Source organism: Streptomyces sp. Act143, assembly GCF_003143935.1.
Lineage (GTDB): Bacteria > Actinomycetota > Actinomycetes > Streptomycetales > Streptomycetaceae > Streptomyces.
On sequence record NZ_QFRX01000001.1, the window covers coordinates 3,317,012 to 3,338,007 of the forward strand.

At 70.3% G+C, this 20,996-nt stretch carries 16 protein-coding genes and 1 pseudogene; 8 read left to right on the forward strand and 9 right to left on the reverse strand.

Annotated features, from left to right (window positions below; translation table 11 throughout):
• Positions 1-45: 45 nt before the first annotated feature.
• The gene (locus DI272_RS14745) at positions 46-3,807 is read right to left on the reverse strand and encodes a S8 family serine peptidase (RefSeq protein ID WP_109495812.1); all 3,762 of its coding nucleotides are present in this window, start codon (positions 3,805-3,807) and stop codon (positions 46-48) included.
• 284 nt (positions 3,808-4,091) lie between these two features.
• Between DI272_RS14745 and DI272_RS14750 the strand changes: the two genes are divergently transcribed.
• The gene (locus DI272_RS14750) at positions 4,092-4,520 is read left to right on the forward strand and encodes an organic hydroperoxide resistance protein (RefSeq protein WP_109495813.1); all 429 of its coding nucleotides are present in this window, start codon (positions 4,092-4,094) and stop codon (positions 4,518-4,520) included.
• Between the two features lie 302 nt (positions 4,521-4,822).
• Here the strand turns inward: DI272_RS14750 and DI272_RS14760 are convergent, their stop codons facing one another.
• Complete coding sequence (locus tag DI272_RS14760; RefSeq protein ID WP_258314560.1) at positions 4,823-5,725, reverse strand: SGNH/GDSL hydrolase family protein; 903 nt, start codon at positions 5,723-5,725, stop codon at positions 4,823-4,825.
• A gap of 252 nt (positions 5,726-5,977) precedes the next feature.
• On the opposite strand from DI272_RS14760, the gene DI272_RS14765 reads away from it, so the two are divergent.
• From DI272_RS14765 to DI272_RS14775, 3 genes are read left to right on the forward strand one after another with little or no spacing between them, the layout of a single operon-like run.
• Entirely contained in the window at positions 5,978-6,424 is a 447-nt protein-coding gene (locus tag DI272_RS14765) for a VOC family protein (RefSeq protein ID WP_109495815.1), read from the forward strand.
• A gap of 50 nt (positions 6,425-6,474) precedes the next feature.
• A complete protein-coding gene (locus DI272_RS14770) occupies positions 6,475-7,932 on the forward strand; it encodes an NAD(P)/FAD-dependent oxidoreductase (protein ID WP_109495816.1) in 1,458 nt (485 codons plus the stop codon).
• Complete coding sequence (locus DI272_RS14775; RefSeq protein ID WP_109495817.1) at positions 7,929-8,651, forward strand: GPP34 family phosphoprotein; 723 nt, start codon at positions 7,929-7,931, stop codon at positions 8,649-8,651. Before DI272_RS14770 ends, DI272_RS14775 begins: the two co-directional genes overlap by 4 nt.
• A gap of 29 nt (positions 8,652-8,680) precedes the next feature.
• On the opposite strand, the gene DI272_RS14780 is transcribed toward DI272_RS14775, so the two are convergent.
• The 4 genes from DI272_RS14780 to DI272_RS14795 form a co-directional block, all read right to left on the reverse strand.
• The gene (locus DI272_RS14780) at positions 8,681-9,715 is read right to left on the reverse strand and encodes a class I SAM-dependent methyltransferase (protein WP_258314562.1); all 1,035 of its coding nucleotides are present in this window, start codon (positions 9,713-9,715) and stop codon (positions 8,681-8,683) included.
• 219 nt (positions 9,716-9,934) lie between these two features.
• Complete coding sequence (locus DI272_RS14785; RefSeq protein ID WP_109495819.1) at positions 9,935-10,504, reverse strand: hypothetical protein; 570 nt, start codon at positions 10,502-10,504, stop codon at positions 9,935-9,937.
• Between the two features lie 276 nt (positions 10,505-10,780).
• On the reverse strand, positions 10,781-11,545 hold the full coding sequence (locus DI272_RS14790; RefSeq protein ID WP_109495820.1) for an MBL fold metallo-hydrolase: 765 nt from the start codon (positions 11,543-11,545) through the stop codon (positions 10,781-10,783).
• A 121-nt stretch (positions 11,546-11,666) separates the two neighbouring features.
• Positions 11,667-12,107, reverse strand: a complete 441-nt coding sequence (locus DI272_RS14795) for a YbaB/EbfC family nucleoid-associated protein (RefSeq protein ID WP_181387186.1) — start codon at positions 12,105-12,107, stop codon at positions 11,667-11,669.
• A 147-nt stretch (positions 12,108-12,254) separates the two neighbouring features.
• On the opposite strand from DI272_RS14795, the gene DI272_RS14800 reads away from it, so the two are divergent.
• Positions 12,255-12,653, forward strand: a complete 399-nt coding sequence (locus tag DI272_RS14800; protein WP_109495822.1) for a 6-carboxytetrahydropterin synthase — start codon at positions 12,255-12,257, stop codon at positions 12,651-12,653.
• A 27-nt stretch (positions 12,654-12,680) separates the two neighbouring features.
• On the opposite strand, the gene DI272_RS14805 is transcribed toward DI272_RS14800, so the two are convergent.
• Complete coding sequence (locus DI272_RS14805; protein ID WP_109495823.1) at positions 12,681-16,763, reverse strand: discoidin domain-containing protein; 4,083 nt, start codon at positions 16,761-16,763, stop codon at positions 12,681-12,683.
• A gap of 194 nt (positions 16,764-16,957) precedes the next feature.
• Between DI272_RS14805 and DI272_RS14810 the strand changes: the two genes are divergently transcribed.
• Positions 16,958-17,419 carry an MEKHLA domain-containing protein gene (locus tag DI272_RS14810; RefSeq protein ID WP_109495824.1) on the forward strand — a complete coding sequence of 154 codons (462 nt, stop codon included), beginning with the start codon at positions 16,958-16,960 and terminating at the stop codon, positions 17,417-17,419.
• 78 nt (positions 17,420-17,497) lie between these two features.
• Here the strand turns inward: DI272_RS14810 and DI272_RS14815 are convergent, their stop codons facing one another.
• On the reverse strand, positions 17,498-17,923 hold the full coding sequence (locus DI272_RS14815; RefSeq protein ID WP_181387531.1) for a cupin domain-containing protein: 426 nt from the start codon (positions 17,921-17,923) through the stop codon (positions 17,498-17,500).
• A gap of 399 nt (positions 17,924-18,322) precedes the next feature.
• Between DI272_RS14815 and DI272_RS14820 the strand changes: the two genes are divergently transcribed.
• Positions 18,323-18,820 (forward strand): sigma-70 family RNA polymerase sigma factor, encoded by a 498-nt coding sequence (locus tag DI272_RS14820; protein WP_109495826.1) that lies wholly within the window; start codon positions 18,323-18,325, stop codon positions 18,818-18,820.
• Positions 18,821-19,283: 463 nt separating this feature from the next.
• Here DI272_RS14820 and DI272_RS14825 read toward each other — a convergent pair whose 3' ends face one another.
• Positions 19,284-20,042 (reverse strand): SDR family NAD(P)-dependent oxidoreductase, encoded by a 759-nt coding sequence (locus tag DI272_RS14825; protein ID WP_258314563.1) that lies wholly within the window; start codon positions 20,040-20,042, stop codon positions 19,284-19,286.
• 131 nt (positions 20,043-20,173) lie between these two features.
• On the opposite strand from DI272_RS14825, the pseudogene DI272_RS14830 reads away from it, so the two are divergent.
• A pseudogene (locus DI272_RS14830) lies at positions 20,174-20,836 on the forward strand (TetR family transcriptional regulator); the annotation flags it as partial.
• Between the last annotated feature and the right edge of the window lie 160 nt (positions 20,837-20,996).

The window sequence follows — 20,996 nt, forward strand, 5'->3', positions numbered from 1 at the left end:
ATGGTGGCGTGGACAGTTCGAGGACTGTACTCCACGCCGTGATCGTCAGCCGCGCACCGCCCAGGCTCGGTGGACCGTCTGCCGGATGCTGTGGCCCGCGGCGTCCTGGGCCGTGACCCGCACGGTCGCGTAGGCGGTAGCGCCGCTGTGGTGCGGGCGGTTGAGCGTGGCGCGGAAGCTGTTCTGTCCACGGTCGCTGATGTCGGCCGTACGCCAGGTGCGGCCGTCGTCGTACGAGATCTCCACGCGCATCTTCGTATGGTGCGGGGCGGGGGCTTGGTCCTGGGCGCGGGCGGTGATTATTACGCCGTAATAGCCCTTGCCGGTAACCGTGTTGTGGGCGTCGACCGGTACGGCGTAGTCGAGTTGAAGCAGGGGGAGCGCGGTCGGCTTGTCGGTGGGGGAGGAGCGGAAGCTCCAGGTCGTCGTGGTCTTGCTGGCGTAGTGCCAGTCGGGCGAGGTGCGGGAAGTGCGCAGTTCCAGGCGGTAGTTGGCCGGGTCGGTCGGCACCTCGACGTCGGACCAGGCGGTGTTGAGGTCGGTGAGTTCGGTGCCGTCCCGGTAGAGGGTCGCGCTGACCGTGTCGTGGGACGCCTCCGTACTGCTGGTGCCGATGCCGCCTCCGTCGTCGGGCAGGTAGCGCGACCAGTGGCCTGGCTGTGAGTCGGTGAACTCCGGTATGCGCAGGCGCATGACGTTGCCTTGGCGCACGGTCGGGTCGGTGGTGTGCGCGGGGATCGACGGGCGGACGACGGCGCCCTGCCAGGTCTCCTTCGCCGTGGTGCCCGCCCGGTAGGTGCGCGGGGTGTCGCGCATGCCGAGTGCCAGGGGGAGGTCGGGGTCGTAGACCGTGGTGTGGTGCACGAGGTGCTGCCAGCTGGTGTCACCGGCGCTGACGTACTCGGTGCGGGTGAAGCCGGTGGGGACGTAGCGGTTGTACTGGAGCCAGGCCGTCTGCTGGTAGGGGCGGCGCGCGAAGCGCTGTTCGGAGGCCCAGCCGCTGCCGCCGTTGCCCGCGTAGGTGGTGTGCAGTACGGCGCTGTCGCGGGCGGTGACGGTGTGCACGACGTGCTGGGGGATCTGCTGTCTGGACACCTGCAGGACGTCGTATAGGTAGGGGCTGCGGGCCGTGCCGCGGAAGGTGAGTTCGGTGGTGTGGTGGGGGATTCGGGACAGGATCTTGGCGCCGGTGGTGGCGCCGACGCGGACGACCGGCAGCGGTGAGCGGTCGCCGTCCGGGGTCCAGCGGGTCCAGGGGTTGTCGTCGAAGTGGACCAGCAGGACGCCCTTGGCGCCCGCAGCCGCGATCTGCCGCAGTGCCTGGTCCGTGCCGGTGCCCTGGTTGTCGGTGAGCACGGCGAGCCGGCCGCGCAGGCCGCTGAGTTGGGGGGAGGCGGCGTCGCCGGCGTTCGCGGCGCGCAGGGTGGTGCCGTGGTCGCTGAAGAGGGGCGAGGCCGGCATGTAGTAGGCGTCGAGGGGGTCGGGCAGGCCGGTGGCGCGGGCCTGGAGGAGCGGGGCGACGAGCTGCCAGCGGGAGGCGAACTCGAACGTGCCGTTGTGCACGGGGGCGGTTGGGCTGACGTAGAGGCGCTTGGCGATGTCGAAGAACATGGTGCCCTGCACCAGGGCGTGCCCGTCGAGTTCGCGGTAGGTCTGGTAGCTGAGCGCTCCGCGCTGCTCGGCGGGGCGGGGTGTGCGGATCTGGACGGGGACGGTCTTGCGGGCGTCCACGGTGACCGTCGTGTCCTTGGTGACCTTCACCTCCGGCAGGACGACCTCGCGCAGTTCCTGGCCGTCCTCGGCGGTGCTGACGGAGCTGTGGCTGACCTGGTAGGTGCCTTCCTCGACCTCGGCGATGCCGTGCTCGGGGTCGGTGTAGGTGACGAAGCCACCCGGGCCCCAGATGAGGGGCTGTGCGGGGATACGGGTGCCGTGCTCGTCGTATGTCCGAACCGTCAGCCGGTGGACGGGGCCGTGCACGATCAGGCTGAGCGTGGTGTGCACGGGCGGGCCGGCGGAGTCGGCGGGGGTGGCGGCTATATAGCCGTAATAGGTGCCCTGTCCGGCCCTGGCCGGGTCTGCCGTGAGAGGGACGGTGGTGGTGCCGTGGGCGGGGACAGTGACGGAGGCGGCGAGGCGCAGGGCGTCCGCCGGGGCCGGGCGGCCCGCTGAGTCGGTGAGGTGGGGGGCCAGGCTGAGGGTCAGGGCTTGGTCGGAGGTGTTGGTGTAGGTCAGGTCGAAGGTGCGCGCCGGGTCGCCGAGTTGGAACGGGCCGGGGGTGAGGGTGCCGGTCGCCGTGATCGGGCCGAGAGCCGCGGCGGGGACGTCGATGCGGCCGCCGCCTTGCTCGGTGACCTGCTGGCCGGTGACCGTGTGGGCGGTGCTGACCAGGGCGTCCTTGAGCCGGCGTCCGGTCCAGTCGGGGTGGCGCTGGGCCACCAGGGCTGCGGCGCCCGCGACATGAGGGGTGGCCATGGAGGTGCCGGAGTAGGCCACGTAGTACTGGTCGACGACATCGCCTTCGGTGGTGCCCGCGGCGCGGGCCGCCACGATGCCGACGCCGGGGGCGGTCACGTCGGGCTTGACCGCGCCGTCGCCGACCCGGGGGCCGCGGCTGGAGAAGTCCGCGAGGGAGTCGTCGCGGTCGACCGCGCCCACGGTGAGCGCCGACTCGGCAGCGCCGGGGGAGCCGACGGTGGAGACGCCGTCCCGGCCGCTGTTGCCGGCGGCGATCACGAACAGCGTGGGCGTGGTCCGGGAGAGTTCGTCGACGGCCTGGCTCATGGCGTCGGAGCCGTCGCTGGGCTGGTTGGAGCTGAGGCTCATGCTGACGACCTTGGCGCCCTGGGCGGCGGCCCACTCCATGCCGTCGATGACCTGGGACTCGGAGCCGGAGCCGTTGTCGCCGAGGACCTTGCCGACGAGGAGGTCGGCCTGGGGAGCCACGCCCTTGCGGGTGCCGGCGGAGGCCGCTCCGCTGCCGCCGACGATGGAGGCGACGTGGGTGCCGTGGCCGTAGGGGTCGTCGGTGGTCGCGCTGTCCGAGAAGTTCGCTGTCTTCGTGACGCGTCCGGCCAGGTCGGGGTGGGTCTGGTCGACGCCTGTGTCGAGGATCGCCACCTTGACGCCCTCGCCGTGCGCGCCCGTCTGCCAGACGGTCGGAGCGCCGATCTGGGCGGTGCTGCGGTCCAGTACGGCGTGGACACGGCCGTCGAGCCAGATGTGGGGGACGGCGGCCTGCTTCGCCTTCGTACCGGTGGGGGCCAACTGGGTCCAGAAACGGGTGAGGTCGGCCTGCGCGACGCGCAGGGAGCGGGCGTCGATGCTGGGCAACTCCCGTGCCGGAGCGTCCGGTTCGGCGAACGTCGAGAGCCGGTCCGCGGTGCGCGCGGCCGTGCCGCCAGGGCTGGCGACGATCAGGGGCAGCGCATCGGTGTGGGCGTCGTCGTAGCCCTGGGCGAGGAGGGCGGTGACATCGAACAGGGCCTGGTCCAGGCGACCTTGGGAGACCAGGGCAGAGGCGTCGGACGGGAGCACGGTGAGGTGTCCGTCCTGTTCGAAGGTGTGGAAGACGATGTCGTCGCGGCCGGTGCCGGGTCGTATCGCGGCCGTCTGATGGCCGTCCGGGCCCTTGGCGACGGTGACGCGGTCGCCGGTGATCAGGTGGACGGCTGCCGCACCGGGAGGCATGGCGGCTACGGCGCTGCTGTGCGGCGGGGTGGGCTGGTCGGCGAACGACGGGGTGATTGCCGCCGCGGCGAGGGCGACGCCCGTGGTGAACGTCGCCAACAAGCGGATGTGTCTCATCGAATCCGTGCCTCTCCGGCGCGCTGTGTGCTGTTCATCTGCGCGACAGAATCCGTCGGCCGTCCGGTAGGTGTCACTCGATGCCGGTGGCACACCTGGGACATGTCACAAGGGCGCCAGACGACATGTGAACCAGGGCAGCTCGAATCACCGCCTTGACGGGTGACGTAGGAGGCTGCCATGATTGCGTCACCGCCTCAACCGGTGACATCAGAAGTCGCTGGTCAGGGCACGGGCAACGACTTATCGATGCAGAATCTTCGACCCGGATGGGGAGCACAGCCATGGCAGTCAGCTACACCGCCGTCGTCAACGTCGACGGAGAGGGCCGCAACGGCGGTCACGTCCGTTCCTCCGACGGTCTGCTGGAGACCACCCTCGCCCTCCCCAAGGAGCTCGGCGGCGCGGGCACCGCCACCAACCCCGAGCAGCTGCTGGCCGCCGGCTGGGCCGCCTGCTTCCTCGGCGCCCTGCGCCGCGCCGCCACCGGCCGCAAGATCCGCCTCACCAGCACGGCCATCACGGCCGAGGTCACGCTCACGCACGGCGACGACGGCGAATTCTCCCTCTCCGCGGTCCTCAGCCCCGTGCTCGGCGGCGTCGATGACGCCACCGCCCAGGAACTCGCGAACGCCGCCCACCAGATCTGCCCCTACTCCAAGGCCACGCGCGACAACGTCCCGGTCACCATCAACGCCAGCGCAGCCGCCTGAGAGCACGCCATGGCCTCGCTGACGCACATACGTGTACGGTCCGCCGAGAAACGTCGGGCCCATGCCCGGCGCACCTCCGGTGAGCATGTTTCTGACGGGAAGATGCCTCAAGGTGTGAACCGAGAGAGCGGTCGGGGCTGGCCGGCGGACACACAGGTGTGGGGCTGGGCGGAGAGTGTCGTGCTGGCGGGATACGGTCCCGGTCCCGGCAGCTTGCTGTGACGGGCGGCCCGATGCGCGAGAAGGGCGGCCTGACCCGGCACCGGCTCGTGCCGGACCGGCCGCCCCGCACCGCAAGAACGTCAGCGGCGCCAGTGGCCCGCGAGAACGCCCTCGACCGCGGTGGCCATCGCCCCTTCACCCGTGGCGTTGGGATGCACCGGCGCCGCCGGAGACTCGGGCGCGAAGGTCTCGATCCACCGCTCGCCGGCCGGCTTGCACAGGTCGTGTCCGACGGTCGGCGCGTAGGTGTTCACGTATGCCGCCCCGCCGCGACGGGCCTGGCGGGCCAGCATCGCGTTGAGCTCCTTCTCCTTGTCGCGCAGCCACGCGAAGTCGCCCGCGGCCAGCGGCACCTTGCTGCTGGTGCAGCCGACACCGTCCTCGGGGAACAGGTCGGGGTAGCCGACGACCACGACACGGGCGTGCGGCGCCCGACGGTGGATGCCCCGCAGGACCTGGGCGACCTTCGGCCCGGTCGCGGTGACCGCCTCCGAGATCTGGTCCGTGCCGCTGCCCGCGAAGTGGGCCTGGCACGGGGCGCCCGCCGGGTTGCCGGACGTGAGCTGAGCACAGGTGCCCAGCACGGTCGAGAACCCGATGTCGTTGCCGCCGATGGTGACCGTGACCAGGTCGGTGCCCCGGTTCAGGGCATCGAGCTGCGCCGGTACGCCGTCGGTCTGCGGGGCCGTCATGTCGTCGGTGGTGGCACCCGCACAGCTGACATCCGTCAGCACCGCGGACCGCGAACGCGCCACCAGCGAGGGGTAGTTCTGGCCGGACCGCTGACAGGTCGGGTCGACCTGGGTGGGCACGAGCGGCGCGGAGGCGTACGAGTCACCGAGGGCGACGTAGTCCACCCGGTGCCGGTTCTCGGTGCCGGCCGCGGCCGTCCCGGCCGGGGCGAGGGCGGCCGCGGCGGAGAGCAGCGTGGCACCCACCGTCAGTACCCGGCCGGCGCGGGAGGTGGGGAGGAGTTTTCTCAAGATCCGTCCTTCCAATGGGTCGACTTCGTTCGGTCGACGGCCCCAATCGGGGCCTCAACAGACACACGTATCAAGCAACTGCCGGGTGCGGTGGCTTCGATAACGAATCGGCCAACACACGTACTCCGAGACGAACCGTCACTTGACTGAGGCGACACATGTCGACCGAGGTCGACACTGAACACACGTCGCCTTCCGCACCCGGCAGCCGCCCGCGCAGGCGACCCCATCATCGAAAGTGAGATCACAACCATGGACATGAAGCTCGAAGTCGTCATCCTGCCCGTCTCCGACGTCGACCGTGCCAAGGGCTTCTACGTCGAGCAGCTCGGCTGGCGCCTGGACGCCGACTTCCCGATCAACGACGGATACCGGATCGTACAGGTGACCCCGCCCGGCTCCGAGTGCTCGATCATCTTCGGCGAAGGCCTCACCCAGCAGGAGCCGGGCACGCTCCACGGGCTCCAGCTGACGGTCACCGACATCCTCAAGGCCCAGGAGGAGCTCACCTCGTACGGCGTGGAGGTCTTCGGTCCGTTCCGCGACGAGACGGGCGCCTTCCACCACGCCGGCGACACCCACCGCGTGCTGGGCGTGCACCCCGAGCGGGCCAGCTACGGCACCTTCGCCGCCTTCAAGGACCTGGACGGCAACGAGTGGTTCCTCCAGGAGGTCACCGAGCGCGCCCCCGGCCGCTGACCCCCGCCTGACCCCCACCCACCGCCCGGCACACAGCCAACGGAGGACACATGCCGACCGAGAACATCCGCACGTACGACGTCATAGTGATCGGCGCTGGGCCGGTCGGTGAGAACGTCGCGGACCGGACCACCGCCGCCGGTCTGAGCACCGTCATCGTGGAGAGCGAACTGGCCGGCGGGGAGTGCTCGTACTGGGCCTGCGAACCCAGCAAGGCCCTGCTGCGCCCCGCGCTGTTCCGGGCCGACGCCGTGCACATGCCGGGGCTCGATCCCGCCGTCAAGGCACCGCTCGACGTCGCCGCCGTACTGGCACACCGCGACCGCATGTCCGCCCATTGGAAGGACGACGGGCAGGTCGAGTGGATCAAGTCGGCCGGTATCGATCTGGTGCGTGGGCACGGCCGGTTGGCGGGGGAGCGCGAGGTGTCGGTGCAGACGCCCGACGGCGACGTCGTCAGGCTGCGGGCCCGGCACGCGGTCGCCGTGTGCACCGGCAGCAGCGCGGCCCTGCCCCCGCTGCCCGGCATCGACGAACTGCGTCCCTGGACCAGCCGGGAGGCCACCAGCGCCCAGCAGCCGCCCGGGCGGCTGGTGATCGTGGGCGCCGGCGTGGTGGGCGTCGAGATGGCCACCGCCTGGCAGGCCCTGGGCAGCCAGGTGACCCTGCTGGCCAGGGAGGACGGACTGCTGCCCCGAATGGAGCCGTTCGCGGGGGAGTTGGTCACCGAGCGGCTGCGGGAAGCCGGTGCCGACGTCCGCTTCGGCGTCTCCGTAGCGGAGGCCAAGCGGGCGCACGGCGAGGACCGCGACGGCGCGGGCGAGGTCCGGATCTGGCTGTCGGACGGCTCCGAACTCACCGCCGACGAGATCCTCTTCGCCACCGGCCGCGCCCCGCGCTCGCAGGACATCGGCCTCGACACCGTGGGGCTGGAGCCGGGGGACTGGCTCACCGTCGACGACACCCTGACCGTCACCGCGGTCCCGGGGGAGTGGCTGTACGCCGTCGGCGACATCAACCGGCGGGCCCTGTTCACCCACCAGGGCAAGTACCAGGCCCGCGTCGCCGGTTCGGTGATCGCCGCCCGGGCGCGGGGCGAGCGGCTGGACACCGGCCGCTGGGCGCCGCACAGCAGCACGGCCGACCTCGAGGCCGTCCCCGGTGTCGTCGTCACCGACCCCCCCGTCGCGAGCGTTGGCCTGACCGCGCAGGAGGCCGAGCGCCTCGGCCGGGACGTCGAGGTCGTCGACTACGAGATCGGGCACCTCGCGGGCGCCGTCCAGTACCGGCCCGACTACAAGGGCAAGGCCCGCATCCTCGTCGACCGGGAGCGGCAGGTCGTCGTCGGCGCCACCTTCGTCGGCCCGGGCGTGGACGAACTGCTGTACTCGGCGACCGTCGCCATCACCGCGGAGGTGCCGGTCGAACGCCTCTGGCACGCCGTACCCGCCTTCCCCACCATCAGCGAGGTGTGGCTGCGCCTGCTGGAGACGAGGAGGGACGCATGACCACCGCGCGCGACCTCGTCCTCGTCACACTGGGCATGCCGGCCGATCAGCTCGTGGGCCAGGGGGATCTGTCGCTGGCGCTCGCCGGAGCCGAGGCGATCGACCTGCTGCACAGCGGGGCACTGCGCCTGGACGGCGACCGCATCGTGCCCGGCCCGCGGATGGCGTCCGGCGACCCGCTGCTGGACCAGGCGGATGCCGCACTGGTCCGGCGGGAGCCGTACGAGACGGTCGAGGAGTGGCTGTGGCGCCGGGCCGAGGACCTCGTACCGGCCTATGCCGAGGCCCTGGAGCTGGCCGGTCTGGTCGCCCACCCGCACGGCCACGGCCTGCGGCTGGTGTCCGGACGGGCCGAACTGGCCGATTCACCGGCCCGGCGTGAGGCGGAGCAGCGCAGGGCCTCCGGCGAGCCCGTCCTCGCCGGCCTGCTGGTGGCCTCGGGGCTCGTGGAACCGCAGCTCACCGATGCGCCCGGAGACGACGTCTCCGGAACCGAGGAGGCGCCGTCCCCTGTAGAGCCGCGGCTCATCGACGGCCGGGACGACGAAGGTTCCGGAGCCGAGGAGGCGCTGCCGTCCGACCCGGACGACGGCCGTCTCGACGACGCCGTCACGACCGTACTGATCGCCGTTGGTGACGCGGTGGTGCAACTGGAGGCCCTACGACTGCGGCGGGATGTCGAGAATGCCGCCTTCGACAACGTGTGGCGCGGCTGGTAGGCGCCGCACAGCCGCAGCGGCGCCGTCCGTCAGCGCGTGACGTCGTACACCCTGTTGGTGAAGGTCTCGACGGCCAGCCGCCAATGGCGCAGACCCACCTCGGCGCCGATCTCCTTGAGGGCGTCCTGGCCGGGGTGGTTGCCGAGCGCGTGCGGGCCGTTCTGCGCCATGGCCACCGGCAGGCACAGGACGGGTGAGGTGGAGGCGAAGGACCGGCCGATCGGGTTGATGTTCTCTGTGGGCTCGGCCGACACGTTCGGCTCGACGACCAGGCAGCTGCCGCCGTCCGCGAGGGCCTCCTCGGCGCGCCGGAGCGCCGCGCCGGGGTCACCGAGGTCGTGGAGGCAGTCGAAGAACGTGACGAGGTCGTAGTCGCCGCCGGGGAAGGCGTGCGCGGCGGCGACCTCGAAGGTCACGCGGTCGTCGACGCCGGACTCCTTGGCCAGTTCGCGGGCCGCTTCGATGGAGGGCTCGTGGAAGTCGAAGCCGTGGAAGCGGGACTGCGGGAACGCCTTGGCCATGAGCACCGTCGAGTAGCCGTGACCGCATCCGACGTCGGCGACCGAGGCGCCACGCCGCAGTTTGGCCTCGACGCCCTCCAGGGCGGGCAGCCACTCCTGGACGAGGACCGCGTCGTAGCCGGGCTTGAAGAAGGCGGCCACGCCCTCGGCCAGTTCCGGACCGAAGGCCTGCCAGCTCACGCCGCCACCGTTGCGGTAGGCGTTCGCCAGTGCCTCCTCGGCCCCGTAGAGCGCCCTCAGCATGGTGAAGCCGCCACCGACGTAGGTGGGCAGGGAGGAGTCGGCGAGTACGGCCGCGTGCTCGTCCGGGAGGAGATATGTGTTCGTTGCGGGGGAGTGGGTCACGTAGGCGCCGGCGACCTGCCCGTCCAGCCACTCGCGGACATAGCGCTCGACGAGGCCGGTCCTGTCGGCCAGCTCGGCCGAGGTGAGTGGCCCGGCACCGGCCATCGCCTGGTACAGCCCGAGGCGGACCCCCAGGGAGGTCGACAGCCCGGCGAAGGCGGCGGCGTTGTCCGCGGCCACCCGCTCGAGGAATTCCATGACGCGATGCTCGTCCGACATATGATGAACCGTTCCTGCAGCTGACGTGGCTGGGGAGGACGCTTCCGGGAGCAGAAGCCCTCACCTCCCCAACGGGGAGGGGGCCCCTACGGTTCACATGGTCGGTCGAGGTGTCAGCTCGCCCCGCGAGGCGGGATGTACACGCGGTGTGTGCCGCCGAACGGCTGCGGACCACCGCCCGCGGGACGAGCAGACGGGTCAGTCGGAGCTGCCGCTGTCCGCCCCGTCCGGCTTGACCAGGGTGTACATGACGGAGCGCTGCTGCTTGTGACGCCGGATGCGGCCCTTGGCGACCAGGGACTCGAGGGTGTTTCGCACCACCTGCGGGGTGGGGTTGCGGTCCGGGTGCTTCTCGAGGAGTTCGTCGCGCAGTTCCTTCGCCAGACGCGGCTCCTCGTACTGGCCGAGCAGCTCCGCCAGCAGGTCCCCGAGCAGAGGCTGACGCGACTTCCCCTTCGCGCCGGCCTTCGCCGTCCTGCCGCCGGAAGTGCTCTTGGCCGCCGCGGGGCGACGGGCGACGTCGGCGGACGTCTTCTTCGCCTTCGCAACGACGGGCTCGTCCTGAAGCTGTTCAGGCAGCCGGGAGGCATCGGCGAAACCCTCGTACTGCTCGGCGAGTTTGAGAATGTCCGCGAGCAGGGCTTCCTCCTGCTTCAACGCGGAAATCCGGTCCGCCAGCTGCTGCTGCAGCCGACGGTTTTCCTCCAGGTCCGACGCGGCCTGTGCTACGTACCGCGACCGGAGCGTGGCGGCTGATTGGCTGGTCACAACCGTTCACTCCCTCGATATGGATGACGTTGGGCATGGTACCCACGCCGAGGGGCCCGTGTGGATAAGTGTCAACGTCAGATGGTTTCTCCGACATGCTCACTCTTCACGATAAGCGCTGATGTGCCCCTGCACAGCGGAAGTGTGGGTGTTCTTCTGTTTCTCTCAAGCGCCGACGGTGTCACTCGCATGAGGGGCCCCATCGAACGTACTGCCCGGTAAGTGTGTGGTTGAACCGTCGATGACGTCGTTCCGCCGTCCGAGGGAGGCCTCCGGTCACCGGGCCGCGTGCTCGCGGGCGGTCGCGGCGGCCTGCTTCGCGGAGCCGTGGTGCACGGGCCCGTGCCCCGGCAGCAGAAGGCCGGCGTCCAGGTTCTCCAGCACGGTCAGGGACTCCAGAGCCCGCGCCCGGTCGGTGTGGAACATGTCGGGCAGCAGCTGCGGGCCGCTGATCCGTGACGTGGGGTGCGTGGTGACCAGGGCGTCGCCGGTGATGAGGATGCCGCTTTCGGGCAGGTGGTAGGCGCAGTGGCCCTTGGTGTGCCCGGGGGTGTGCACGGGCACCGGTGCCCCGGGCAGGTCCAGGGCACCCGGCGCCGGGAATGCCTGCGGTTCGCAGACCGGCACATGAGTGGTGCCGCCGGCGCGCAGCGCGTGCACGGCCCACGGCAGCACCCCGGGCCGCCAGGCCTGCGCGAGCACCTGCCCCACGGTCACCTGGTCGAGGAAGTCGCGGCGGGCGTGCGGGACCTCCTCGTGGTGCATGAGAACCGGTACGTCGTAGCCGGCGCGCAGGTGCTCGGCCGCGCCGATGTGGTCGTTGTGCGCGTGCGTGACCAGAACGGCGGTTACGTCGCGCGGCCCCAGTCCGAGGGCGGCGAGGGAGCCCAGCAGGGCCTCGCGGTCGCCGGGGTAGCCGGTGTCGACGAGGGTGCAGCTGTCCCCGTCCTTGACGATCACCCAGTTGGTGTTGCTGCCGGACACGGAGTACACGTTGCTCTCGACGCGGACGATGTCGTCCGGTCGCGGGGATTTCGGCATGACTGTTCCGATCCTTGCCCTTGTGTGCGATGTCTCTCGACAGGGCGGCGATATGTGTATAGTGAAAACAGTGTTGTGTGTATAGCGAAGCCATTGTGTGTCTCTGCTCGGCCGTCCGGCCTCAGACGCATCGGACGGCGTCACACACGGAGTCCGTCAGCGCCAGCACCGCCGCTCGCAGGTCCGGCGGCAGCGGGGTGGAGGACGAAGCGGGCCTGCGGCCCCACAGCGGCCCCTGCGGTCGTGACCGCGCCGTCTCACGGGAGGCCTGCACCGGCAGGCCCACGCTGTTCATCGCGGCGCTGAACCGGGCCTCGACCTCAGCTCGCGCCGTGCCCAGGGCTTCCATGACGCTGTTGCCGAGCTGGGCCGCGGGCATCTCCCTGAACCGCTCGTCGACGAAGCGAATGCTCGCCGGGCGGCCGTCAGCACCCACGGTGACCTCGACGACATCGTCCCGGGAGCAGGCCGTCACCGACAGCGCCCTGATCTGTTCCCGCGCTCTGGTCAGAGCGCCGTACCGCTCGGCGAAGTCGGCAAGCGCCAGCTCCAGGCGTCTCACCGGTGGTGTCTCCATAGTCCTCCTCTGCCGGCGCGGCCACCCGACACACCAAGGACACGAGAGGATCTCACATTTGGTTCACACATCAAGTCACATGTGCCTCGGCTATATGCTCGCTGCCGAGCGCACACCTCACCAGGAGGACCCTTGTTCAGCATCACGGTACGTGACCACATGATGATCGCCCACAGCTTCCGCGGTGAGGTCTTCGGGCCCGCCCAGCGGCTGCACGGGGCCACCTTCGTGGTGGACGCGACGTTCCGGCGCCCGGAACTGGACGACGACAACATCGTCGTGGACATCGGGCTGGCCACCGCTGAACTCGGCAAGGTGATCGCTGCGTTCAACTACCGCAACCTCGACGACGAGGAGCGGTTCGGGCAGATCAACACCTCGACGGAGTACTTGGCCAAGGTGATCGCCGACCACCTCGTCGAGGCGATCCACGCGGGGACACTGGGGGATGGGGCCCGGGGCATCCGCGAGGTGGCCGTGACCCTGCACGAGTCGCACATCGCGTGGGCCAGCTACGAACGCAGCGTCTGACGCCTGCCCCGGCCCCCTCCGTACGGTTCAGCCGCGCACCGTGACCGGCGGGGTGTTGTAGCCCTCCACCCGTAGCTTCGGTCGGCCCGACGGCAGCGCGGACGCGGGCCACGACAGGGTCACCGTGCGCGACTCCCCGGGCAGCAGCCACAGGTAGTTGTCGTCGTAGAGGGTCGGCAGGACGCGGGTGCCCTCCTCGTCCAGCAGGGAGAGCCGGACCATCGCGGCAACCATGGAGCCGCGATTGCGGACCGTGGCGGTCGTCGTGCGTCGGTCCCCGTCGTGGGACACCCGGGAGAAGGACGCCGACAGCTTGGCCTGCCGGACGTGGTCGAGGGCGCGCAGGGCCTCTGGTGTGCGGCAGCGCCAGTAGGTGTTGCGGGACAGCAGCCTGCCGTCGGCGTCCTCCAGGGTCAGGCGCAGCAGGTGCAGGTCCGGCAGGTCGGCCGTGGGGGCCGCCGTGAAGGCCGCCGCCTTGGCGGCCGGTTCCACGTCCACCCGGGCATGCCGGGACTCGGCGATACGACGGCCCGACAGGTCGTACGTCTCCGCCCTGACCGTCGCCCGCTTCAGCGCCTCGCGGGTGTGGTTGACGGCGATGACCTGCCACTTCACCGGGTCGGCCTGGACGTGCAGGGGCTCGCAGGCGGTGCGGCAGCCGAAGTAGGCGCCGTTGACGTCGAAGTCGTAGTCGTAGGTCTGCCAGACCGTGCTGTGCCAGGCGGGATGGGACATCCACAGCATCAACCCGCTGGCGTTGTCCCAGAGATGGGCGTTCCAGGCCTCGAACATGGCGCGGAAGTTCTCGTAGTTGACGAACTGCGCCTTGCGGGTGAAGTCGTCCAGGTCGCGGGCGGTGCCGAGGCGGGTCTCGATGGCGGACTTGTAGTTCTGCGGGGCCTGGTTGCCGCGCTCGCTCCAGTCGTGGTGGTACCAGGCGCCGCCGATCGGCCACTCCGGGCCGTCGTCGCCGAGCATGGCGCGGGTGCTGGCGGCCGTGGAGACGACGGGCATGCCGATCTCGGTGTGGAAGCCGAAGTCCTTGCTGCCGTAGGTCGCGGGGTCGAAGTACTTCTCCGGTTCGACCCAGCCGTAGGGGCCACCGCCGGTGACAACACCGCCGGCCGAGTTGCTCTGGTACAGCAGGCCCGGCGCCTGGCTCTGTACCGCCTTGCGCATGCCCTCGTCGACCGCGGCGGGCGGGTTGCCCTCGTTGGCGCCGCACCACACCGCGATGCTCGGGTGGCTGCGGTAGCGCAGGACGGTGTCGCGGGCCACGGACAGGAACGCCTCGTGGTCCGGCGGGTCCATGCTCCAGGCGTTGGGGAAGTCGTTCCAGACGAGGATGCCGTGCGCGTCGCAGGCGGCGTAGAACTCCTCGCGGTTGCTGCTGCCGACCCAGTTGCGGATCATTGTGAAGTTCATCGCCCGGTGCATGCGCACCGCCGCGTCCATCCGCTCGGCGGGCATCCGGCGCAGCAGCTCGTCCCAGCCCCAGTTCCCGCCGCGCACCAGCACCCGCACGCCGTTGACGCTGATCTTCAGCGGGTCGGGGTCGTTGGACACGGTCGTGACATCGGTCCAGGTGTCGCCGTCGTCGGAGACCTGGACGGTGTACGTCTTCGGGTACGCCTGCTCCCAGACGACCGCGACCCGGTCGAAGCGGCGGCTGGAGCCGAGGTCGACCTGGAGCCACTGGTGGTCCTCGTAGGCGGAGGACCAGCGGGTGTTCGGGTCGCCGTCGGTGGCGTGGGCGGCCGGGTGGCCGTCCTCCTCGCTGGAGGCGGTGGCCTGGCGGTGCAGGGCGAGGTCGGTGCCCGGCTCCGCGCTGTCGATGACGGCGAGGGACCACAGCGAGTTGCCCCAGCTGGTGTTGCGCAGGCCGCAGGACAAGCGGACGTAACGGGCCGTACGGGCCTCGAAGTCGGTGATGCGCAGGCTCGCGTCGCCGCTGTTGAACGGCAGCGGGACGGCCGTGTTGTCGACGGACGCGGCGTCGGTCCACTGCTCGCCGTCCGCCGAGACCTGGACGACGAAGGTGCGCGCGTAGGCCCGCTCCCACACCAGGTCCACCCGGTCGAAGGTCTGCGTCGCGCCGAGGTCGACGCGTATCCACTGGTCGTCGGCGAAGGCGGAGGACCAGCGGGTGTTCGCGTCGCCGTCGGTGACATTGGCGGCCGTGTGGCCGTCCTCGTCGGTGCTGGAGGCCTCGGCCGGGGCGTGCAGGGCAAGGTCGGTGCCGGGGCGGGCGCTGTCGTACACCGACAGGGCCCACAGGGAGCTGCCCCAGTCGGTCGCCCGGGTCAGGCAGCGGACGCGGATGTGGCGGGCCTTCTGGGTGCCGAGCGGGACGGTCTGGGTGTACGCGTCGGAGGACGGGGTGAACTTCAGCGGGGTGTCGTAGGCGTAGCCGAACTGCCGGATGCCGAAGCGGGTGGTGCGGCGGTCGCTCTCGGAGCCGCCGCTGCGGGCGGTGAGGGTGAGCTCGTGGAGGGTGGGCTCGCCCAGGCCGTTGGGCCACCACAGCTCGGGGTCGCGCACCCGCAAGGCCGCGAACGCATCCGGAGTGAAGGTGACATCGATGTCCTCGCCCGCCGGGACGGTGACCGTGCGCGAGACTCTGACGTCGCCGAACTCGGCGGTGACCGTGGCCTCGTGGGCGGCGGAGCCGGCGTTGCGGACCGGGACGGTCAGGGTGAGCTCGGCGACCGACAGGTCCGGCAGCTCGGGCAGCACCGTGTCCACGCGCGGGTCGCCCAGCACGATGTGGCCGGTCGATCTCAGGCGCACGTGGTTCCAGATGCCGGCCGCGCGGTCACGGACGGCGGGCATCCAGTCCCAGCCCGAAGAGGCCAGGTACGTGGGTGAGTTGAGGTTCATCGTGTTGGCTCCGGCGTCTACCCAGGCCTCGCCCGCCGGACCCTTGTCGCCGGGGCTGCCGGGCACGGGCATGGGGGAGATGCGTACGGCGAGCGCGTTGCCGCCCTCGGGGCTGAGGAGTTCGGTGACGTCGTGGGCGGAGCGGGCGAAGGGGAAGGTCACCTCGCCCGCTCCGTGTCCGTTGAGCCAGATCTCGGCCTTGTGGTTGACGCCGTCGAACTCCAGCCAGACGTGCCGCCCCCGGCCGGTGCGCAGGCCGCGCGGCAGGTCGAAGGCGCGCCGGTACCACCAGGAGTGGCGGGACAGAGCCTCGGGGATGCGCAGGTTGTTCAGGCCCGTGACCGGGTCGGGCAGCTTGCCCTGGTCGACGAGGGAGCCGAGGACGGTGCCGGGCACGGTTGCGGGCAGCCAGCGGCTGGTGTCGACGCCGGTCTTCGACAGGGCCGTACCGTCCCCGTCCACCCAGTCGTCCAGGGTGAGCGTCCAGCCCGACTCCAGCGGCACCGTGCCGTCGGTGGCGACAGTGAGCGCGGGCGCGTCGCCGTGGTGGGTGCCCCAGTCGGTCCAGCCGGTGGCCTTCGGGCGGTGGGCGGGGGCGGTGCCGTAGACCTCGAAGCCGTTGAGGCCGAGGGGGTTGGGGCTGGAGCGACGGCGGGCCGTCAGGCGTACCCAGCGGGCCGTGACGGGGATCGGCAGCGGGATGTCCACCACACCGCCGGTGCCGGCCGTGGTGCGGTAGACGCTCGTCCAGGTGGTGTGGTCGCGGGAGGTCTCTACGACGAACTCGCGTGCGTAACTGGAGAGGATCTCCTTGCCGGTGGTGCCCTGGCGCGGGTTGCCGCTGGTGGGCGGGGTGAAGACCGGGTCGCTCGCGTCGGCTTCGAAGGTCAGCCGGGCACGGTCGACGCGGCAGTCCGCCTGGAGGTCGACCTCGATCCACTGCGGGTCGCCCGCCTCGGCCCGCCATCCGGTGCCGCGCACGCCGGACTGGGGGAGGGCGTCCACCACCAATCCGGCGGGGGTCGGCGCGTAGGCCTGTGTAGAGGCGCGGACGGGGCGGTACGCGGCGATCTCACCCGGTGCGGACGGAGTGCTGCCGGCGGTGGCGTCGGCGGCCTCGGCCGTGGGCGCGAACACCGTGCCCAGGCCGAACCCGGCCAACAGGGTGGAGCCGGCGGCGACGACGGTGCGCCGGGAGGTGTGTCGTGAGGAGCACGACTGATCGGCCATGTGTGATCGTCCCATCACAGCGTGTGAGTGAGCGGTGGCGTGGGTGCTGCCGGGCACGCGGAAGCGGCCTCCGCGATCTGACAACGTTGCCATAGGCTGTTGGGGCGGACACTTTCCTGTCAAGGCTCTTGACGAGAAAGAAACCCCCGGAACCACCACAGCCGTCCCCGGACAAAAGAAACATGTGAACGGTGATGACCCCCTTTGACGACGACTTCGCCGAACTGCTGCTCTCCAGCCATCTGCGCCTGGTGGGCGAGCCCCTGTGCCCCACCGAGTGGCAGTCCGGACCGGACGCCGCGCGGTGGCTGTACGAGAAGGCCCCGTTCGGGCTGCTGGCGCACGACACCTCCGCAGACCCGCGTTTCCTCTACGCCAACAGCACCGCGCAGGGCTGCTTCGGCTATTCCTGGGACGAGTTCGTGGGCCTGCCGTCCCGGCTGTCCGCCCGCCCGGACGGCCAAGAGGACCGGGACGCCTTCGTCCGGGCCGTGACGGTGGATCACTTCGCCACCGGCTACCGGGGACTGCGGGTCGGCAGGAACGGCCGGCCGTTCTGGATCGAGGACGTGACCATGTGGGACCTGATGGACGCCGGCGGTGGCATCCACGGGCAGGCCGCGGTGTTCCGGTCCTGGCGTCCCGCGGACGACTGAGCCGGTTCCTGGGGTCGAGACGCGAAGAGCCCGCCACGGTGAGATGCCGTGGCGGGCTCGCTTTGTACGGAGCGCGGCCTACTGGAAGTCGCACCCCGGGTTCGGGGCGTCCTCCGACAGCGGGGCGCCGTGCGGCAGGACGTACAGGACGTCGAGGACGACGTCGGTCTTGCCGAGGTTGCGGCCGATGTGCACGTGGTCCGCGCCGGACGGCTCGGTCAGGGAGTGGCCGGCCTTGTAGACGCCGTCGGCCTGGCAGTCGGAGTCGAAGTGGCTGAGCGTGCCGTGCTGGACGAAGCCGTAGAGGGTTCCGTCGTGGTAGTGCCATCCCGTGCTCTGGCCCGGCGGGATGGTGATCTGGCGGAGGATGTAGTCCGTGTTCCCGATGGTGGTCTGGGAGATGATTTTGCCGCTCACGCCCGGACCGGCCGGGGTGGCGAACGAGGTGCCCGCGCCGAGGGACAGGCCGGCGGCGGCAGCCAGGGTCACGCCCAGCCGCAGCAGGTTCTTACGCAATGGGAGTCATGCCTTTCTGGTGGTTCCTCAGTGCGGCAGTCTCACACACGTGTTCAATGGCCGTCAGGCGCACACATTGCGTTTGGGTCAAGGCGGCTCGGCGGCGCGTGACATACAACTCATGTGTGGTAGTTGTTTGGAACCTGTTAGCACGGGGAATTGCTGATCGGGACGGCAAAATCGCTGGTGAGAGGGTGTGGCTGAGCCCCCTCTTAGCCACACGTGTTCACTGGGCACGGGCGCGGCAGTAGGACGACACAAACGCAGCATTTTTCTGGCACCCGCCGCTGCCTACAGTGCAAATGCGGGGGTTACATCCGGCCCCCGGTCGCCGCACCACAGAGAACCAGGATGGTTCAGAACACTATGGCTACGCCCCTCACGGCTATGTCCCGATCCGACCTGCTCGGCAGCATCATGAGGGAACACCGGGAAAGCCTCGTCTCGTACGCCGAGAAGATGCTCGGCGACCACGGACTCGCCGAGGACATCGTCCAGGAGACCATCATCCGGGCCTGGCGCAACATCGACCGTCTGCTGGGCATGGACGGGTCGGTCCGTGGCTGGCTCTTCACCGTGACCCGGCACCTGGTCATCGACTGGGTGCGCAAGCCGCATGCGCGGCGGGAGGTCGTCGGCGTCACCTACAACGACCCCGTGTCGCGGACCGACGGCACCGAGGCGGTGCACGACGCCCTGGTGACCAGGCCCCTGCTGCAGCGGCTGTCCGCCGAGCACCGGGCGGTGCTGGTGCACATATACCTGTGCGACCGCAGCATCCAGGAGACGGCCGGCATCCTCGGCGTCCCGGCCGGCACGGTCAAGAGCCGCCACCACAACGCCCTGCGCAAGCTGCGGGGAGTGGTGCGGCCGGAGGCTGCTTAGGAGTTGACGGCCGCTCAGAGGCCGCTTACCCATGATGTGCCACCCTGGAGTGCACGGCCGCCTGCACTGTGCCGACTCCGGTGGTACGACGCTCTGAACTGCGGATTCATCGACACGGCCGAGCTCAGCCGAGCTGGATACGCGCCGCGTGTACTTCTGCTTGATCAGATTGCCGCTCACCCCGCCCTGCGCGAGGTCGCCGACCCGCTTCAGCTGAGCGTTGCGTGTGCGAACGCGAATACCGGACCCTGGTGTCCGCCGAGCCGTGGAGGGGCTGGGGGGCGAAGTGTGGAGGAGCGCCGTCGCGGCGGAGCGTGCTCGCGGGGTCTGTGAACGATCCGCACGCAACCGCGCGGGAGTGGTGAGACAAGCCCAATGCCTGTGTCAGAACCTCCGGTCTTTCAGGCTGGAGGGTCTGACACAGGCATGTGTCGGGGTGTTTTCGGGTTTTTGTGCCAGGGGATTACTGGGCCTTGTAGCCGCCGTCGACGCTGAGGACGGTTCCGGTGACGAAGGAGGCGGCCGGTGAGGCGAGCCAGGTGATGGCTTCGGCGACCTCGGTGGGTTGGCCCATGCGGTTGACGGGCTGGAGGGCGGCGATGCCGGCCTCGTCCCAGGTGCCGGCCTCGATGGCGGCGTTGAGGATGTCCGTCTTGATCGCGGCGGGGGCGACGGCGTTGATGCGGATGTTGTCGGTGGCGTACTCCAGGGCGGCGGACTTGGTCAGGCCGACCACGGCGTGCTTGGTGGCGGAGTAGTTGGCCGCGTAGCGGATGCCGCTCAGGCCCGCGATGGAGGCCAGGTTGACGATGGAGCCGCCGGGGTTGTCCTGGGCGAGCATCTGCTGGATCTGGTACTTCATGCTCCAGAAGACGCCGAGCACGTTCGTGGTGAGCATCCGCTGGAAGCGGCTGGTGGGCTCGTCGGCCATGCGGCCGGCGTCGAGGGAGATGCCGGCGTTGTTGACGGCGACGTCGAGGCGGCCGTAGCGCTCGACGGTGGCCGCGACCAGGGCGGCAACGGATTCTTCGGAGTCGACGTCGACGGCGATGAAGTCGGCTTCCCCGCCGTTGGCGCGGATCTCGTCGACGACGGCTTCGCCCGCGTCCTTGCGGCGGCCGGAGACGACGACGGCATGGCCGGTGCGGGCCAGCAGGAGGCTGGTCTCCTTGCCGATGCCTTGGGTGGCTCCGGTGATCAGGGCGATGCGGGAGACGCTCATGACGGTGGTCCTCTTTCGCAAAGTGAGCACGGCCGACGATCCGGTTCTAATAGACCGCCGGTCTCTTGAGAACAACAATAAGAGACCATTGGTCTGATGTCAAAAGACCGGCAGTCTGTAACATGGTGGGTATGACAACCTTCCAGCGAGCGCGCAGCGAGGAACAGCGCGAGATCCGGCGGCAGGCGATTCTCGATACCGCGGCAGCGATGCTCGACGAGATGTCCGTGAGCGCACTCAGCCTGAACGAACTGAGTCGGCGTGTGGGCCTGGCGAAGTCCAATGTGCTGCGCTACTTCGAGTCACGGGAAGCGGTGTTGCTGGAACTGCTGGACCGTGACTGGCGGCAATGGACAGCGAGCCTTTCCGAACAGCTCGCCGCATCGATCACCGCCGATGCCCCGCCGATCCAGCGCGGCCAGGAGTTCGCGACGGCCATGACACGCTCCCTTGCGCAACACCGGGTGCTGTGCGACCTGCTCAGCGCTCAGGCGGGCGTGCTGGAGCACAACATCTCCGCGGAGGTGGCCGCTCGATACAAACGAGCGGCCCTCGACAACGTCGCCGCCTTGGCCGCGCTCACCCGCCGGTATCTCCCCGAACTCGGCAGCCGCGCCGATCAGCTCTGCGCCCAGGCCGTCATGGTCAGCGGCGCGGTATGGACCCACGCCCGGCCGTCCGCCGCGATGCTCACGGCCTACGCCGCCGATCCCTCGCTCGCCGCCCTACGCATGGACTTCACCATCACCCTGCAGGAGATGCTGACCACCCTCATCGCGGGCACCCTCGCCAGGGAGCAGCACCGGCCCCACCTGCGCCTTCCTCGCGGGCACCGGTGGGAACGGCGGGATGGCTTCACGCCTCCGTCGCAGGCGGCGTCCTCACCTTCTCTGGCACCTACGCGGTCCGAACCCACGTCGCCAGGCTCCTAGCCCGGCGTCGGCCTTTCGGCCT